The sequence below is a fragment of the Bacillus sp. RC252 genome, assembly GCF_044909215.1.
In the GTDB taxonomy this organism is placed as follows: domain Bacteria; phylum Bacillota; class Bacilli; order Bacillales; family Bacillaceae_G; genus Bacillus_A; species Bacillus_A mycoides.
This window is the reverse complement of the sequence record NZ_JBIYDV010000019.1, coordinates 69,499-87,928: the sequence shown is the minus strand read 5'-3', so window position 1 is coordinate 87,928 and position 18,430 is coordinate 69,499. Positions and strand designations below refer to the sequence as shown.

The window sequence follows — 18,430 nt, the reverse complement described above, 5'->3', positions numbered from 1 at the left end:
TTTCGATTGCTTAAATAATGGAGCAACTGTAGCGGAAACTGTAAGTCCCTTTCGTTCACGATATGTTCAAAATGTATGAAGAAATAATATGAAATATTGCATTTTATATCATTTCATCTAGATAATATGTTAATTTCTTGAATGGAATATATAAATAGGGGGCAATAATATGAACAAGCAATCAAAGATCAATAAAGTGTTGCTTAGTATTAGTACAATGGCGCTATCGCTCGGAGCAATTCAAACGAATGTATCAGCAGAAGAAAAGGTACCGTATAATGTATTGCATTCGAAACCAGTTGGAATTGAAAAACCAGTAGATGAGATCGGACACGCTTCTAAAGCCGAGGAAACATTATCATTTCAAGAACGTTTAAAAGTAGGAGATTTTTCACAGCGACCAGCATCTATTACGAAGAAATCGGCAGTAAAGCAAGCTAAAGAAAGCTATTCAATGGCTGATTTAAACAAAATGAATGATCAAGAATTAATTGAAACGTTAGGCAGTATTAAGTGGCACCAAATTACAGACTTATTCCAGTTTAATGAAGATGCAAAAGCCTTTTATAAAGATAACGGAAAAATGCAAGTAATTATAGACGAATTAGCTCATAGAGGTAGTACATTTACGAAAGATGATTCAAAAGGAATTCAAACGTTTACTGAAGTGTTACGTTCAGCTTTTTATCTTGCATTTTATAATAATGAATTAAGCGACTTAAATGAAAGAAGCTTCCAGGACAAATGTTTACCAGCGTTAAAAGCTATTGCGAAAAATCCCAACTTTAAGCTTGGAACAAATGAGCAAGATACAGTCGTATCTGCATACGGAAAATTAATTAGTAATGCATCAAGTGATGTTGAAACGGTGCAATACGCATCGAATATTTTAAAACAATATAATGATAATTTTAATGCATATGTAGACGATCGTATGAAAGGACAAGCTGTATACGATATGATGCAAGGCATTGATTATGATATACAGTCTTACTTAAATGAGGCTCGTAAAGAAGCGAATGAAACGATGTGGTATGGAAAAGTAGATGGGTTTATTAATGAAATAAATCGTATTGCTCTTCTAAATGAAGTAACGCCAGAAAATAAATGGCTCGTTAATAATGGAATTTATTTTGCTAGTCGTTTAGGTAAGTTTCATAGTAATCCAAATAAAGGATTAGAGGTTGTTACACAGGCAATGCATATGTACCCGCGTTTAAGTGAGCCGTATTTTGTTGCAGTAGAACAAATTACAACAAACTATAATGGGAAAGATTATAGCGGGAATACGGTAGATTTAGAGAAGATACGTAAAGAAGGAAAAGTGCAATACTTACCAAAAACGTATACATTCGATGATGGATCTATTGTATTTAAAACTGGGGATAAAGTGTCAGAAGAAAAAATCAAGAGATTATATTGGGCTGCGAAGGAAGTAAAAGCGCAATATCACCGTGTGATCGGAAATGACAAAGCTTTAGAACAAGGTAATGCAGACGACGTATTAACGATAGTAATCTATAATACTCCAGACGAATACCAGTTAAATAGACAATTGTATGGATATGAAACAAACAACGGTGGAATTTATATTGAAGAGACAGGGACATTCTTTACATATGAGCGTACGCCAGAGCAAAGTATTTATAGTTTAGAAGAGTTATTCCGTCATGAGTTTACTCATTATCTTCAAGGGAGATATGAAGTTCCCGGTTTATTTGGAAGAGGAGATATGTATCAAAATGAAAGATTAACTTGGTTCCAAGAAGGGAATGCAGAATTTTTCGCAGGATCTACTCGTACAAATAACGTTGTACCAAGAAAGAGCATCATTAGTGGATTATCATCTGATCCTGCAAGTCGTTATACAGCAGAGCGTACACTATTTGCTAAATATGGTTCTTGGGATTTCTATAACTACTCGTTCGCATTGCAGTCTTACTTATATACTCATCAATTTGAAACGTTTGATAAAATTCAAGATTTAATTCGTTCGAATGATGTGGGAAATTATGATACGTATCGTGAGACTTTAAGTAAAGATTCTAAGTTAAATAAAGAGTATCAAGAGTATATGCAGCAGTTAATTGATAATCAAGATAAGTACAATGTGCCGGAAGTAGCAGATGATTATTTAGCTGAACATGCACCAAAAGCACTAACAGAAGTGAAGAAAGAAATTAGTGAAACGTTGTCTATGAAAGATACAAAAATGACAAAGCATACATCTCAATTCTTTAATACATTTACATTAGAAGGCACATTTACAGGTAGTGTAACAAAAGGTGAGTCAGAAGACTGGAAAGCAATGAGTAAAAGAGTAAATGAGGCTTTAGAACAATTGACGCAAAAAGAATGGAGTGGCTACAAAACGGTTACAGCATATTTCGTCAATTACCGTGTGAATAGCTCTAATCAATTTGAATATGATGTAGTCTTCCACGGTATCGCAAAAGATGACGGAGAAAATAAAGCTCCGACGGTTAATGTAAACGGACCTTATAACGGGCTTGTAAAAGAAGGAATTCAATTCAAAAGTGATGGGTCAAACGATGAAGATGGAAAAATCGTTTCTTATTTATGGGACTTCGGGGATGGAAGTACAAGTACAGAAGTTAATCCAGTACATGCATATGAAAGAGAAGGAACTTATAAAGTAGCGTTAAGAGTAAAAGATGATAAAGGTAAAGAGAGCAGAAATGAAACAACTGTTACGATTAAAGATGGGAGTTTAACAGAATCTGAACCAAATAATCGTTCAGAGGAAGCAAATCGTATTGGGTTAAACACTACTATAAAAGGTAGCCTTATCGGTGGGGATCATACCGATGTTTATACATTTAATGTCGCATCAGCGAAAGATATCGATATTTCTGTTTTAAATGAGTATGGAATCGGGATGACATGGGTACTTCACCATGAATCAGATATGCAAAATTACGCAGCTTATGGTCAAGCTAATGGAAATCATATAGAAGCAAAATTTAATGCAAAACCAGGTAAGTATTACTTGTATGTATATAAATATGATAATGGCGATGGAACGTACGCATTATCAGTAAAATAAGTGCTTTTCCAATGTATGTTTAACTTTACTTTTTGTGGAAAACAGTATATTATATAGATATACAATATATCGGTTATTTACTAGGAGGAGCCTGTCACAATAGGTTTCTCCTGTTCTTTTTTAGAGACCTGTCTTACAGGTTTTTCTTTAAAAATTAAATAACTGAAAATTAAGATTAATAATTTTTGAAAGAGGTGGGGCATACACATAACAAAAAAGGGATTGTTTAAGAAAGGGGGATAAGAAATGGTCTTGTTTGGTTATCCACTTGAAACAATTTATTTATACGGATTTATAATTGCAACTATACTTACTGTCATTTATATCTTCTTTGGAGATATATTTGAATCAATATTTAGCTTTGGTGGAGGATCTGTATCCGTTGTAACGTTGCTACTTAGTTTTTTCGCCATGTTATGTGGACTTAGTTATATAGGAGAATATTTATATTCTTATAATAGTCTCGTTATTTTCGGGTCCTCATTTGCTATATCTTTTATCGGTGTTTTCATAATGAAAATACTAATTTTAAAACCAATTGCAGAAGCGGAACAAAATACTGTGCAACGTATGGATGAATTCATTGGTTGCAAGGGGGAAGTCATTACGACAATTCCTACAGAAGGATTTGGAGAAGTATTAATCTCATCCCAATTTGGAAGTAATGCAATACCAGCGAAAACAATTGGAAAAAAAGATATTTCACAAGGAACCGAGGTCATTATTGAAGGAGTTCAAGATGGTGTTTTACTTGTACAAAACATCGCTTATTCTTTAAAGAAACCAAAATTATAAGGGGGAATTTATATGACGATTCCATTAATTATCGGTGGAGTTTTACTCGCAATTTTACTTTTACTCATTTTAGTATTTATTACGAAGTATCGTACAGTTGGCCCGGACGAAGCATTAATTGTAACAGGGAACTGGCTTGGTGGTGGAAAGAATGTCGTTACCACTGATGATGGAAAGAAGATTAAGATTATCCGCGGTGGTGGTACTTTCGTTGTTCCAATTATGCAACGGGCAGAACTTCTTAGCTTATTAAACTACAAATTAGAAGTTGGAACACGTGATACCTATACGAAACAAGGTGTACCGATTACAGTAAACGGTGTTTCTATTATTAAAGTAGGATCGACAATTGAAGAAGTTTCTACAGCAGCTGAACAATATTTAGGAAAAGAAACGGAAGAGTTAAAAGTAGAAGCAAAAGAAGTTTTAGAAGGGCATCTACGTGCTATTTTATCTTCTATGACAGTAGAAGATGCTTATAGTAATAGAGAGCAATTCGCACAAAAGGTGCATGAAGTGGCTTCTACTGATTTGAAGAAGATGGGACTTCGCATCGTTTCCTTTACAATTAAAGAAATAATGGATAAAAACGGTTACTTAGATGCACTTGGTCAGCCGCAAATTGCAATGGTTAAGCGTGATGCAACAGTTGCGAATGCAGAGCGTGAAAAAGAGGCACGGATTGAAAAAGCTCGTGCTGAGAAAGAAGCAAAAGAAGCAGAATATCAACGTGATGCACAAATCGCTGAAGCTGAAAAACATAAGGAATTAAAAGTACAATCTTATAAGAGGGACCAAGAACAAGCTCGTGCAGATGCAGATCTTTCTTACGAATTACAACAAGCGAAAGCACAACAAGGTGTTACAGAAGAGCAAATGCGAGTTAAAATCATTGAGCGTGAAAAGCAAATTGAGTTAGAAGAAAAAGAGATTGCGCGTCGTGAAAAGCAATACGATGCAGAAGTAAAGAAAAAGGCAGATGCAGATCGCTATGCTGTTGAACAATCAGCTGAAGCGGAAAAAGTAAAACAAATGAAAAAAGCAGATGCGGATCAATATAAAATTGAAGCAGAAGCAAGAGCACGTGCAGAAGAAGTTCGTGTAGAAGGTTTAGCAAAAGCAGAAATTGAAAAAGCACAAGGTCAGGCAAAGGCAGAAGTACAAAAGGCGCAAGGTACAGCGGAAGCAGATGTTATTAGGTTAAAAGGTTTAGCAGAAGCAGAAGCGAAACAAAAAATTGCAGAAGCATTTGAATTATATGGGCAAGCCGCGATTATGGATATGGTTCTTAAAATGCTTCCAAGTTATGCGAAAGAAATTGCGAGTCCGCTTAGCAACATTGATAAAATTACAGTCGTTGATACAGGCGGTGGTGGAAAGAATAGCGGTGCCGGAAAAGTTGCAGGGTATGCGACTGATTTAATGGCAACAATGCAGGAAACACTAAAAGCTTCTTCTGGTATTGATTTAAAAGAGTTATTAGAAGGGTTTGCAGGAAAAGGGGCAGTACAACAATTAGCAAATGATAAACCTGTTGTATCTGTAGTAGAAGATAAGGAAAAAGAAGTAGAAAAAACTAAAGAATAGTAAGATGGAAAGAACCTCTAGTAAGTGGGATACTAGAGGTTCTTCTGTGAATTATAATATTTCGAATAATATACATTTTTATACATTGTTTTAATTATTAAATTTTTATAGAATGAAGTATGTATGCAATAATCTTTTAAATTTAGAAAGATGAGTAAAGAGAAATAAAGAGTCTCATTAACGTATTTATATCTTATAATTTTTATAAATAGATTAATTGTAAGTTATTGCATGTAAAACGGTATGAAGGGGTAGGAATATGTTTCAAAGGAAATTAAGGAGTAGTAGTTTAAAAACAAAGTTACTTGTGTCATTTATTATTATTTTAATTCTTCCAAGTATTGTAATTGGTTGGACGTCTTATCAGCAGGCGAAAACAAATTTTAATGAAACGATTTTAAAATCGGCGAAAGATAATATAAAAATTTTGGATAATGTAATTAATAAGGAATTGGATAGTAAAAAAGTAGATGCAACTTATTTTACGAAATTATTTACACAATCAAGTTACCAAGCGGATCAAATTCAAAACATCCAAAATAAACTAGAAGAATATAATAAATTACATCCAGAAATGGAAGCGATCTATACAGGATCTAGTAATGGACAATTTATTCAATCACCAGCTATTCAAATGCCCGAAGGATATAATCCTACAGAAAGAGATTGGTATAAAGAGGCAGTGAAAAAAAGCGGAGAAGTGATTGTAACTGCTCCATATAAGTCAAAAACGACAGGTAATATTGTTATTACACTAGCAAAACAAAACGAAGATAAAAGTGGTGTTCTCGGGATTGACTTAATTATCAATGATATTGTAACTACTTCTAAGATGGTTAATATCGGTAAGGAAGGGCATGTAGCGATATTTGATCAAGATAAAAATGTAGTCGCACACCCGACACTGAAGCCAGGAGAGAAATTAGAAGAGAAACTTAGTAAGGAATTTTATAAACAGGAAGCTGGTGATTTTCATTATTCATTAGATGGTGAAGATCGTAATATTACTTTTAAAACGAGTAAGAAAACTGGATGGAAAATAGCAGGAATTATGCCTTCAAAAGAAATTATTCAAGCGGCGGAGCCTATTTTCTATAAAACGATAACTGTTATTGGTATTTCATTAATGATCGGCGGGGTTTTAATTTACTTTATAATTGCTTCTATTATTAAACCGTTAAAACAACTTGTAATATCATCGAAAAAAATTAGTGAAGGTGATTTAACAGAATCAATTACAGTTCATTCTAAAGATGAAATTGGGCAGTTAGGAGAAAGCTTTAACGAGATGGCATTATCATTACATAATGTCATTTCAAATATAAATATTTCAGCAAGTCATGTAGCAGCATCTTCAGAAGAATTAACAGCTAGCATGAAGCAGACAAGTGAAGCGACGGAACAAATTACACAGGCGATAGAGCAAGTATCGAGTGGGGCTGAAATACAAACGAGAGAAGTTGAAGAAGGAGCAACATTATTAGAAGAAGTTACAGAAGGAGTTCAGCGTGTTGCAGATAGTTCTTCATTAGTATCTACAGCCTCTATGTATACGAAGAAAAAAGCTGAAGATGGTGGAAAGTTAGTTGAGCAAACTGTGAATCAAATGCAATTAATTCATGAGTCTGTTTCAAAGTCAGATAAAGTCATTGTTTTATTAGATGATAAGTCGAAACAAATTGGAGCAATCCTTGAAGTGATTCAACATATTGCAGAGCAGACAAACTTATTAGCATTAAATGCTGCAATTGAGGCTGCAAGAGCTGGGGAACAAGGAAGAGGTTTTGCAATTGTAGCCGATGAAGTACGGAAATTAGCAGAACAATCGGGACAATCTTCTACGGAAATTGATAAGCTAGTGAAAGAGATACAATTTGATATAAAAGAAACAGTAAGCTCTATGAATCAAGTTGGGACAGAGGTACAATCAGGGCTTGTAGTTGCAAATGAAACGAAGAAAAGCTTTGTAGAAATATTGAAATCTACAAATGATACAGTAGTACAAATTGATAGTATGGTAGAAGTAGCGAAGCAAATGACGGTAGATGCAAAACAAGTAAGTGCATCTATTAATGAAATTGCAGCAACGATTGAAGAAAACGCAGCAAGCGTCCAAAATATCGCGGGCTCTTCTGAAGAGCAATTAGCTTCAGTAGATGAAATAAATGCAGCAGCAGTTCATCTATCGCAAATGGCGGAAGAATTACAAGGGATGATTGGCAAGTTTAAAGTATAAGAGGCAAGTGTTAAGAAACGAGGTAATCATTTTACTTCGTTTCTTTTTTATGGCAACGGTAATGAGATAAAGTGAAGAAATATATAGTAATCGTGTTATGATTAAATACGAAAACAAAAGACTGTATTTTCTTTAAATTCTATCTTCATTGATGTTAGGGGAATGATTTTGAAATTGAAGAAATTGAAACTGCAACCGAGAATTACATTAACTATTAGTACACTTATTCTTGCTGTGCTTCTGTTAACGAGTTATTTATTTTACTACATATTATCTGAAACAGTAGAAGACCAAATCGGAAAAAGAGCGTTGCATGTTGCGAAAACAGTTGCTGCTATACCGGAAATCGGGGAAGCTTTTCAAAAAGAAAATCCAGCTTCTATTATTCAGCCAATTGCAGAAAAAATTCGAATCGAAACAGATGCTGATTTTATTGTAGTTGGAAATAAAGATGGTATTCGTTATGCGCATCCTAAGCGAGATAAAATAGGAGAGAGAATGGTTGGCGGAGATAATGAAGGGGTTCTATTAGAAGGGGAATCTTATGTTTCGAAAGCAACGGGATCATTAGGGCCTTCACTACGCGGAAAAGTCCCGATTCGTAATCAGGATAATGAAATTATTGGTGTAGTATCTGTTGGTTTTTCAATGGATGATATTCATGGAGCGATAGAAGTGTATGGAAAGCGTGTGTTTTGGATTACAATAACAGGTCTGTTAATTGGGATAATAGGCTCTGTATATTTAGCAAAAAGTATTAAGCGGATGATGTTTGGAATGGAGCCAGAAGAAATTTCATCTTTATACGAGGAGCATAGTACAGTTATTCAATCTGTACGTGAAGGGATTGTAGTAATCGATAAAAATGGAATGGTTAGTTTAGTAAATCAAGCGGCATACGATATCCTTTCTTTAGATAAACAACAAAATATAATGGGAGAATTTATTTTAGATGTTATTCCTAATTCATCGATACTGGATGTGCTTCAAACCGGAGAAGAACAATTTGATCGCCAATTAAATATAAAGGGGCAGGATGTTATTGCCAATCGCCTACCTATTAAAGTTAATCATAAAGTAACTGGTGTAGTATCCAGTTTACGCCTGAAATCTGAGATGGATCAATTAACAGCGGAATTATCTCAAACACGGCAGTATACAGAGGCATTGCGGGCGCAAACGCACGAATATAACAACTTATTGTATACGCTTTCAGGTCTTATTCAATTAGAGTCTTATGAAGATGCTTTAGAGCTTATTCATAAGGAAACGGCAGTATATCAAGAGTTCGTTCAATTTATTATGAAACGAATTCAAAATCCATGGTTAGGTGGGATTTTAATTGGATTTTATAATAGGGCGCGAGAGTTGAAGATTGATTTTATGTTAGATCGGGAAAGTAGTTTAGAAGAGTTAAGTCCGCATATTGAGAGTAATTACGTTGTTTCTATTTTAGGGAATTTGATCACGAATGCATTTGAAGCAATTGAAAGAAATCAAGATCATGATAAGAAAGTAAGAATGTTTGTAACAGACATTGGGGAAGAAATATTAATTGAAGTAGAAGATTCAGGACAAGGTGTTCATGATGAAATAATTACAAGTATATTCTATAAAGGTTTTTCGACGAAAGTGGGCGAAAAACGTGGATATGGATTAGCGAAAGTGAAAGAGTTAGTGGAAGACTTAAATGGAAGTATTGCGATTGAAAAAGGGGATTTAGGTGGTGCTTTATTTATCATTGCATTACCGAAAGAGAGAGGCGAATTGTAATGAATGAGGGGATTGAAGTATTGATTGTAGAAGATGATATTCGGATTGCGGAAATTCATCGTCGTTTTACTGAAAAAATTGAGGGGTTTAAAGTAATTGGAACAGCAACGACTGGGGAACAGGCGAAAGAATGGCTAGAGTTTGTAAAGCCACAACTCGTCTTACTAGATGTATATTTACCTGACATGCAAGGGACAGAACTCGTCACATATATTAGGCATAATTTGCATGATACAGATATTATTATGATTACAGCCGCATCAGAGACGGATGTAGTGTGGCATGCTTTACGAGGCGGGGTAACAGATTATATCGTAAAGCCACTTACATTTGATCGGTTTAAAACAAGTTTAGAAGGTTATCAAAAGAAGATTACGAAGTTAAAGAAAAATGCTCAATTATCTTCAGAACAGATTGAACATCTATGGTCCCAAAGAGGGGTGCAGGCAAATCCAATAGAATATGCGCCAAAAGGAATCGATCCTTTAACGTTAGCAAAAATAAAAAAGCATATGCTAACTATTAATGAAGAGGGAATTACTGCAGAGATACTAAGTTCAATGGTAGGTGTAAGCCGATCAACTGCTAGGCGCTATTTAGAGTATTTGATCTCTGGAAAGAAAGTGCATGCGGAGCTTATATATGGAAGTGTGGGAAGGCCAGAAAGAAGGTATTTCCGCGTTTCTTCATAAGGGATTTTTACAACAATAAAAACAGTAGAGGATTATTACATTTCCTCTACTGTTTTTTCTAGTTTCATCTTATATTGGAATAATTCCAATTACAATTCCAGTAATCAACATAACTATTGTCGTTCCAACAGCCCAAAGTAAAGTGAATCGTTGGTGTTCACCAAAATCAACCTTGGCCATTCCGACTAATAAATAAGTGGAAGCAACGAGGGGACTCAGTAAGTGAACAGGTTGACCGAGTAACGAAGCACGTCCCATTTCTGCTGCACTAATTCCGTAAGCGGCAGCAGCTTTCGTTAAAATAGGTAATACACCGAAGTAAAAGGCATCATTAGACATGAAAAATGTGAACGGCATACTTAGTAAAGCTGTAATAATTGGAAGTTGGGGGCCAAGTGCATCTGGTATAAGAGTAACGACACTTTGAGCCATTGCATCTACCATTTTTGTTCCAGATAGAATACCTGTGAAAATTCCAGCAGCAAAGACGAGAGAAACAACCGCTAATACGTTTCCAGCGTGAGACGCAATACGCTCTTTTTGCTGTTCTAAGTTAGGATAGTTAATCATAACAGCAATAGCAAAAGCGACTGTAAATAGAACAGGTAGCGGCATAACTTCTAGTATGAGACAGACAAGTAATGTAGCGGTCAATAAAAAGTTAATCCATAGAAGTTTAGGGCGTTTATGCACGGCAGCTTCAACTGTCGCAGCTTGCTCATCCATTGTTTGCATTTGTTTTAAATATTGTACATCCATAATTCCTAAACGCTTTCTTTCTTTTTTTCCAAGATAATAGGCAACGAAAACTACCCAAATTGCACCAGCAATCATTCCTGGTATAAGTGGTGTGAAGAGCTCTGATGCATCAAGTCCAAGAGCACTCATAACCCGAGCAGTTGGTCCACCCCAAGGTGTAAGATTTGTAACACCTGCTCCTAACATAACAACCCCAGCTAATATAAGTGGATTCATTCCAAGACGTTTATATAGTGGATACATTGCGGAAACTGTAATCATATATGTTGTTGTTCCGTCCCCATCTAATGAAACGATAATAGTAAGAATAGCTGTACCAACAACAATTTTTAAAGGATCACCTTTTACAAATTTTAAAATTTTACTAATAACAGGATCAAATAAACCGCTATCAATCATAATTCCGAAATATAAAATGGCGAACATAAGCATAATACCAGTAGGTGCTAGCTTTTGAATTCCTTCTAACATCATCGGGCCCATATTGGCATAAAAGCCACCAATTAATGCGAAAATAATTGGAACTAATATTAATGCTACTAGTGCAGACATACGTTTCGTCATAATCAAAAACATAAAGACAAATACCATTGTAAATCCGAGTAATGCTACCATGTAATCTCCCCCTCAAAAAATGATTACGCTTTCAAAATAAAATAAAAATTCAGATAAAAGGTTTTTTGTTTATAATAAAAGGTTCAATTGGAATGGTAAATAATTTGAAAAATAACATCATTAGAAGCATAATCTTTATTTTGATCATTTTGTTCACAGGGTAATTTTGAATTTTTAAAAAGATAAATGCCTGTATGCAAGAATGATAGAATAAGATGGAAATAGCGAAGCGTGAAGTAGGGAGTAGATTTTGAATGGAAACAAGAATAGAAGAAATTTATAGTTCATGTAAAGGCAAAGTAGAGGAGATTTTTATTAATGAATCCTCTTACGTATATGAATGGGAAAAATTAATGATGATTCGAAAGTACGATGGTGAGCTTGAGAAAATCGGGGTAGGGATCAGTGGAAATATAAGATTAGTAAATGTAGAAGTTGGACAGGAAATTGATACGGATACATTATTAGTTAAGTTAGAAGATGATTTGTTAATTACTGGTTGTGAATGATGAGAGATGTGTAGAAGTAACTGCACATCTCTTTTTTGTTCCATATATTACAAAAAGAACATTGTTTTTTCACAAATCTCACACAACCTTTTGGTATTCTTTTCGTGGAGTATACGGTTTCTAGGGAGGAATATTGATGAAAGTAAAATATGTCGTACTTGCTATATGTTTATGTTTCATATTTACGATAGTAGGATGTGGGAAAAAAGAACTAACAGCTGTTGCGATTAATGAGAAAAATGATAAGTGTGACATTTGCCAAATTGGGGTAATCGATAATCAATTCGCAACTGAAATTATTTTAGAAAATGGAAAAGCATTAAAGTTTGATGATATTGGTTGCATGTATAAATGGATGGAGATCAATTCAGGTGAAAAGACGAAAGAAAAATTTGTTCGAGATTATGATTCGAAAGATTGGGTTTCGTTGGAAGATGCTACTTACGTATATGATAAAACAATAACGACACCGATGGCTTATAATGTCATTTCATTTAAAAATAAAAAAGATGCAGAGAGTTTTGTATCTAACTATAAGGGGAAAGTTCTTTCGTATAAAGAGTTATCAGAGCATAAATGGGAAATGAATAAAGAGATGATGGGAAAATCGAAAAAAGGGAATCACGGTGGGCATCATTAATAATAGAAAAAGACAACTATATAGTTGTCTTTTTCTATTATTACTCAGGTGCAAATATAGAAAAGGTGTAAAAATTTTAGAAGAACGGTTACAATGGAATATAGTAACCTAAAGCAATCATTTATGTACTTTTTAGAAATGTATACAAATGCGGTAAAAACGTGCTAAACTAATTGCTTCATAATGTTAATGATGAGGCCATCAGGCGTATCATTCCAATAGGTTGAGAAACATAGTATAAGTTTAAGATAATCCGATTAAAGAAGGAATCTAAAAGGCTTATGGATAAATGTACTCAAGAAGAGTTATTGTATGTGATGGAGGAATGGTTAAGAAAACATTATCTTTCATAGGAGCTGTAGTTGTGAGAAAACAAAAAATTTTATTATGTATGTTATTAGGACTTTTAATGACGGTAGTGGCTTGCGATAAGCAAGAAGAGCCAGAATCAAAACCGGTTCATGTGAAAAACGAAAAGAAAAAAGAGAAGCATAAAGAACAGGAAGAATCTAAAGAAGAAAAAAGTATAAATTTAATGGACAAACAGTTGCTACTTTCTGCGACGCTTGGAGACACAGAAACAGCTATGAAGCTGATCCAAGATGGAGCGAATATCAATGTAGAAGGTGACAACGGAGAAACGCCTGTCCTTGCAGCGACGTATCAAAATCATGTAGAGACAGTTAAAGCATTAATTGATGCGGGTGCTGATATTGAAATTCAAGACGAAAAACAAAGCAATCCATTTCTTTATGCAAGTAGAGAAGGATATACGGATATTGTAAAAGTATTAATTAATGCAGGAGTTAATACGAAGGAAACGACTAAGTCAGGTGGAACGGCACTTATTTCTGCATCTGAGCGTGGCCATGTAGAGGTTGTTAAAGAATTATTAGAGCATACAGATATTGATGTGAATTATAAGAATGAACGTGGTGGAACAGCTTTATTAGAAGCAATTGTATTAGGAAATGGTAGTGAAAGTCATAAGAAAGTAATTCAAATGCTTATTGACCACGGGGCAGATGTAAATATGGCCAATAAGGAAAATATTACGCCGCTGCAATATGCTGAAAAAAGAGGTTTTAAAGATATTGCGAATATGTTGAGGATAGCTGGAGCGAATGAAGTAGTACAGCCGCAACCACAACTGGCGGAATAACAAGCTGAAGAAATAAAAAGCACGAAATAATCCCATTTAGATAGACAGAATGAAGAAGTCATTTTAGTATGATGGATTCAGTAATGTGTATTTAAATGGGATTTTTGTTTTGAAAAAATGGATGGATGCTATATCGAGAAGGCTACAAATAGTAATTAAGGAGGGTATAAATGCGATTTTCAGAACTTGAGTTAATAGCAATTCAGGCAGAAGTTTTATTTGTTCATAATCAAGTAGGAAGAATAAAGTGTGTAAATGAAAATGGAAATCTGAAAGCACCACGTTTTTTTCTTAGCAGAACTCGTGAAGGGAATATAACGAGGTATCATTATAAACTGCATGGTGAAATGATAAGTAAGATTGAGAAATTAATCCGAGAATGCTCAAATCACATTGAGATAGCAAAGATCATTAAAGTATTAAATGAAGAGAGAACGGTGGAGAATATTTGGGTGGGTCCTGCTTTCATGTTCCCTAATAATTTACATAAGCCAACTAGAACAATACAAATAACAGAGAAGAATAAAGAGCTTTTGCGAGAAAATTTTTCTAATCTAATAGAACAGATGGAATGGAGGCAACCTTATTTTGCAATTGTAAAAAATGAAAAGGTAGTTTCTATATGTTGCAGTGCCAGAAGTACGCCCGTAGCTGCTGAGGCAAGTGTGGAAACTTTAGTGGAGTTTCAAGGGAATGGATATGGTGCTGATGTCGTTACAGCCTGGGCACTATCAATACAAGAGGAAAAGCGCATTCCGCTTTATAGTACTTCTTGGGATAACTTTGCTTCGCAAGCAGTGGCAAGAAAACTAGAATTGATTAATTATGGAATGAATTTGCATATCACTTAAATTTTAAACACAGTTGTTTGCTGTTGGAGTTTATTCGTATATCTAGATTATTGTAAAAGTAATATGGTGAATATTAACATTCGATTAACATCTAATTAACAATTTATCAAAACTGACTTAATAAATGCGTAATATAGTAAAGGTAACAAAATAACTAGGGTAGAGAACATTTGAGAACACCCGCTTACATATAACGTGCCGCTTTCTTAAGTGTGCTCTATTCCCTAGAGTTCAAATAAGGAGAAAGGTGTTCTATGTAAGTAGGTGTTTTTAGTTTGGATAAAAATAGAAAAGCTAGGTGGAATAAATGTTTAAAGAACCTTATATTGCGATGATAAAAGATTGGAAAGGGTACAAAACATACAAAAAATTACCGAAAACAGTTTTTCTTATGACTGGTTCAATGCTGGAGTTACCAGAGCGTGTATACGAATTACAGAAACATGGACATGATGTATTTCTTCATTGTGATTTTATACAAGGTTTAAATACGAATACAGAGGAAGCTCTTTTGTATATTCAAGATGTTATCGGAGCACAAGGCATTATTTCAACAAAAGGTTCGACAATTCGAAATGCCAATAAAATTGGATTAAAAACGATTCAACGTATTTTTATTGTCGATACTTTATCTCTTACAAAATCAATTGAAAATTGTAAAACGACTAAACCGAATGCAGTAGAGATTATGCCTGGTATTATGCCTTCAATTATTAAGCAGCTAGCAGTGGAAATAGAATTTCCTATTATTGCAGGCGGATTGATTCAAACGCGGGAAGATGCGGAAATTGCCATTCGTGCAGGAGCAAGTGCGATTTCAACGAGTCATTATGAAGTATGGATACAAGAAGAAAAAAGGAGTGCAACCTTGTGATCGAATTGAAAGATGTTTCAAAGGTATATAAAAATGCGGAAGAGACAGCGGTTAAAGACGTATCAGTTCATATTAAGAAGGGAGAATTTTTTGTTTTAGTTGGGCCTTCGGGATGTGGAAAAAGTACATTACTACGAATGATCGCTGGCTTAGAAGAAATCTCTTCGGGAGATTTAATGATTAATGAACGTGTTGCAAATGATTTAGAGCCGAAAGACCGTAATCTATCAATGGTATTTCAAAATTATGCGTTATACCCACATTTATCTGTAGAAGAAAATATTTTATTTGGACTTAAGGTAAGAAAAGTACAGAAAGAAGAACGACAAAAACGATTGATGGAAGCTGTTGAGATGGTAGGGTTGAAGGAATATGTCAAAATGAAGCCTGGGCAACTATCAGGTGGGCAAAGACAGCGTGTTGCACTTGCTAGGGCCATCGTCAGTCAAGCACCGATTTGTTTAATGGATGAACCACTTTCGAATTTAGATGCGAAATTACGTGCACAGATGAGGATTGAAATTAGAGAAATTCAGCAACGATTAGGAATTACGATGATTTACGTTACTCACGATCAAATAGAAGCAATGACTATGGGAGATCGTATTATGGTTTTAAATAAAGGAAGTATACAACAAGTTGGAACACCGCTTGATATATATAACGAACCAGCAAACGAATTTGTTGCAAGTTTTATAGGTTCGCCTTCTATGAATATAAATGATGGGGAAGTGGATAAAGAAAAAGGCATATTACATATAGGGCAATTGCAAATCCCATTATCTATTGGACAGCTAAAGCAATTACCAGAAGGAACTATTCGAATAGGCATGCGTCCTGAGCATATTGCACTGTCTGAGGAAGGGCAAGAAGTGACGCTGCAATCTGTAGAAGTATTAGGGAATGAATCTATATTAAACTTTGCGATAAACGGAACAACTTGGAGTGCGAAAGTCATCGGACAGTTACTCCTGAACAAAGGTGACAAAGTAAAATTATTATTTTCGCAAGAAAAGCTATGCTTCTTTCACCAAAATACGAATGAAAGATTAAAAGTGGTAGCTGAAGAAGAGCTGAAAGTGGTGGCGAAATAATGATTGAAGTAGGTAAGTTACCAGTTCAAACAACAGTGTCAAAAAAGAAGCATTTATGGGGCAGAACGAAAGATTTAAGAATAGGATTATTATTTTTGGCGCCATCTATTTTGCTATTTTCGATTTTTCTTTTCTATCCATTGTTTAGGACGATTTATTATAGTTTTTATTTAACAGATATACACGGAGAAGCTAATCTTTTCGTTGGCTTAGAAAATTATCAATATTTATTCTCTGATCCTGCTTTCTATAAAAGTATAAAATCAACTTTATTATTTGTTTTATATACAGTGCCTACTAGTATTGTATTCGCCTTATTTCTTGCATTAATTGCAAATGAAAAAGTAAGAGGGATCGGGTTATTCCGAGTACTGTTTTCTTCAACGATGGGAATATCAGTAGCTGCTAGTGCAGTGATTTGGCTATTTTTATTTCATCCAAGTGTAGGGTTATTTAATAATATATTAGCCTCTATGAATCTTCCGGCAATCGCATGGTTAACGAGTCCGGACTGGGCACTGTTTTCTGTATCGGTTACAACGGTTTGGGTGAATACAGGATTTGCATTTTTAGTTATATTAGGTGGTTTACAAAATATTGATACGTCTTTATATGAGAGTGCATCTATAGATGGTGCTAGTTATTTATATAAGCTTCGCCGCGTCACATTACCGATGCTATCACCAACTTTATTTTTTATCGTGACAGTAACGTTAATTAGTGCATTCCAAAGCTTTGGACAAATTGATATTTTAACGCACGGTGGACCGAATGATGCAACGAATTTAATTGTGTACTCGATTTATAAAGAGGCATTTGTGAATCATCAATTTGGAACAGCAAGTGCACAAGCGATGGTATTATTTATTTTCATTTTTATTGCTACATTGATTCAATTTAAGTTTGCTGAGAGAAAGGTGCATTATAAATGATCGTTAAACAGTGGAAGCAAAATTTCCTATTATACATGCTGCTCATTATTAGTGCAGTAATGGTGTTTTTTCCTGTACTGTATGCGTTTTTAATAAGCTTTATGACACCAGACGATATTCAAATGAGAAGGTTATTTCCAACTCAATTTACTTTTGATAATTTCATTAATATTTTTCAAAAAGTACCTCTTTTTACATACTTATATAACAGTTTAATTGTATCGACAGTTGTTATGCTTGGACAACTTATCGTATCCAGTTTAGCAGCTTATGCTTTTGTTTTTCTTCAGTTTAAAGGTAGAAACTTAATTTTCTTCTTGTTTATTTCAACAATGCTTATTCCGTGGGAAGCAACGATGGTACCGAACTTTTTAACGATTCAAAACTTCGGATGGATTAATAGTTTTGCTGGGATGACGGTGCCGTTTTTTGCAACAGCTTTCGGTATTTTCTTACTACGTCAACATTTTATGACGCTTCCGAATGAACTGAAAGAAGCTGCTTTTATTGAAGGTATTGGAAATGTAAGGTTTTTATTCAGCGTAGTAATGCCGTATTGTAAAACGAGTTTTATTACTCTTGGAGTATATAGCTTTTTAACAACGTGGAATATGTATTTGTGGCCGCTTTTAGTAACCACTGATGAAAAAGTAAGAACGGTTCAAATTGGTGTAAAGCAGCTTCAATCTCAAGAAGTTGCAACTGATTGGGGCAGTGTAATGGCCGGTGTTACGGTTATCGTCATTCCAACATTGATTTTATTATTTTTAGGGCAAAAGCAATTACAAAAAGGATTAACAAAAGGTGCAATTAAATAAGCATACATAGGAAAAGGTGGGATTGA

At 34.6% G+C, this 18,430-nt stretch carries 15 protein-coding genes and 1 pseudogene; 15 read left to right on the top strand and 1 reads right to left on the bottom strand.

The features are described from left to right. The first annotated feature begins 169 nt into the window (after positions 1-169). The 7 genes and pseudogenes from colA to ABH960_RS23185 all read left to right on the top strand — a co-directional run bounded on the left by colA (position 170) and on the right by ABH960_RS23185 (position 10,150). Positions 170-3,067, top strand: coding sequence for a collagenase ColA (gene colA / locus ABH960_RS23215; RefSeq protein ID WP_404448670.1), 2,898 nt, complete (start codon positions 170-172; stop codon positions 3,065-3,067). Between the two features lie 246 nt (positions 3,068-3,313). Beyond that, positions 3,314-3,862 (top strand): NfeD family protein, encoded by a 549-nt coding sequence (locus tag ABH960_RS23210; protein ID WP_016121430.1) that lies wholly within the window; start codon positions 3,314-3,316, stop codon positions 3,860-3,862. A 12-nt stretch (positions 3,863-3,874) separates the two neighbouring features. After that, positions 3,875-5,449: a flotillin lipid rafts scaffold protein FloT gene (locus ABH960_RS23205; RefSeq protein ID WP_002125100.1), complete on the top strand. Its 1,575-nt coding sequence runs from the start codon at positions 3,875-3,877 to the stop codon at positions 5,447-5,449. Positions 5,450-5,708: 259 nt separating this feature from the next. After that, a pseudogene (locus tag ABH960_RS23200) lies at positions 5,709-6,743 on the top strand (HAMP domain-containing protein); the annotation flags it as partial. Then, the gene (locus ABH960_RS23195) at positions 6,738-7,685 is read left to right on the top strand and encodes a methyl-accepting chemotaxis protein (RefSeq protein ID WP_372584076.1); all 948 of its coding nucleotides are present in this window, start codon (positions 6,738-6,740) and stop codon (positions 7,683-7,685) included. The pseudogene ABH960_RS23200 and the gene ABH960_RS23195, both read left to right, overlap by 6 nt. 162 nt (positions 7,686-7,847) lie before the next feature. Then, the gene (locus tag ABH960_RS23190) at positions 7,848-9,458 is read left to right on the top strand and encodes an ATP-binding protein (RefSeq protein ID WP_404448667.1); all 1,611 of its coding nucleotides are present in this window, start codon (positions 7,848-7,850) and stop codon (positions 9,456-9,458) included. Continuing rightward, the gene (locus ABH960_RS23185; protein ID WP_016101865.1) at positions 9,458-10,150 is read left to right on the top strand and encodes a response regulator; all 693 of its coding nucleotides are present in this window, start codon (positions 9,458-9,460) and stop codon (positions 10,148-10,150) included. The genes ABH960_RS23190 and ABH960_RS23185 overlap by 1 nt, the downstream gene beginning before the upstream one ends. A gap of 69 nt (positions 10,151-10,219) precedes the next feature. Here ABH960_RS23185 and ABH960_RS23180 read toward each other — a convergent pair whose 3' ends face one another. Continuing rightward, positions 10,220-11,524: a CitMHS family transporter gene (locus ABH960_RS23180; protein ID WP_404448665.1), complete on the bottom strand. Its 1,305-nt coding sequence runs from the start codon at positions 11,522-11,524 to the stop codon at positions 10,220-10,222. Positions 11,525-11,778: 254 nt separating this feature from the next. Here ABH960_RS23180 and ABH960_RS23175 point away from each other — a divergent pair, with 254 nt between their 5' ends. The 8 genes from ABH960_RS23175 (at position 11,779) to ABH960_RS23140 (ending at position 18,404) form a co-directional block, all read left to right on the top strand. Then, the gene (locus tag ABH960_RS23175) at positions 11,779-12,033 is read left to right on the top strand and encodes a hypothetical protein (RefSeq protein ID WP_060750498.1); all 255 of its coding nucleotides are present in this window, start codon (positions 11,779-11,781) and stop codon (positions 12,031-12,033) included. A gap of 136 nt (positions 12,034-12,169) precedes the next feature. Continuing rightward, positions 12,170-12,673: a nitrous oxide reductase accessory protein NosL gene (locus tag ABH960_RS23170; RefSeq protein WP_404448663.1), complete on the top strand. Its 504-nt coding sequence runs from the start codon at positions 12,170-12,172 to the stop codon at positions 12,671-12,673. Between the two features lie 289 nt (positions 12,674-12,962). Next, positions 12,963-13,835, top strand: coding sequence for an ankyrin repeat domain-containing protein (locus ABH960_RS23165; protein ID WP_002029673.1), 873 nt, complete (start codon positions 12,963-12,965; stop codon positions 13,833-13,835). Positions 13,836-14,005: 170 nt separating this feature from the next. Further along, on the top strand, positions 14,006-14,686 hold the full coding sequence (locus tag ABH960_RS23160) for a GNAT family N-acetyltransferase (RefSeq protein WP_404448661.1): 681 nt from the start codon (positions 14,006-14,008) through the stop codon (positions 14,684-14,686). A gap of 307 nt (positions 14,687-14,993) precedes the next feature. Then, positions 14,994-15,560, top strand: coding sequence for a glycerol-3-phosphate responsive antiterminator (locus tag ABH960_RS23155; protein ID WP_098666044.1), 567 nt, complete (start codon positions 14,994-14,996; stop codon positions 15,558-15,560). Then, positions 15,557-16,654, top strand: a complete 1,098-nt coding sequence (locus tag ABH960_RS23150; protein ID WP_404448659.1) for an ABC transporter ATP-binding protein — start codon at positions 15,557-15,559, stop codon at positions 16,652-16,654. Before ABH960_RS23155 ends, ABH960_RS23150 begins: the two co-directional genes overlap by 4 nt. Next, complete coding sequence (locus ABH960_RS23145; RefSeq protein WP_404448657.1) at positions 16,654-17,586, top strand: carbohydrate ABC transporter permease; 933 nt, start codon at positions 16,654-16,656, stop codon at positions 17,584-17,586. The genes ABH960_RS23150 and ABH960_RS23145 overlap by 1 nt, the downstream gene beginning before the upstream one ends. Further along, positions 17,583-18,404, top strand: a complete 822-nt coding sequence (locus ABH960_RS23140) for a carbohydrate ABC transporter permease (RefSeq protein WP_113937864.1) — start codon at positions 17,583-17,585, stop codon at positions 18,402-18,404. Before ABH960_RS23145 ends, ABH960_RS23140 begins: the two co-directional genes overlap by 4 nt. Positions 18,405-18,430 lie beyond the last annotated feature (26 nt).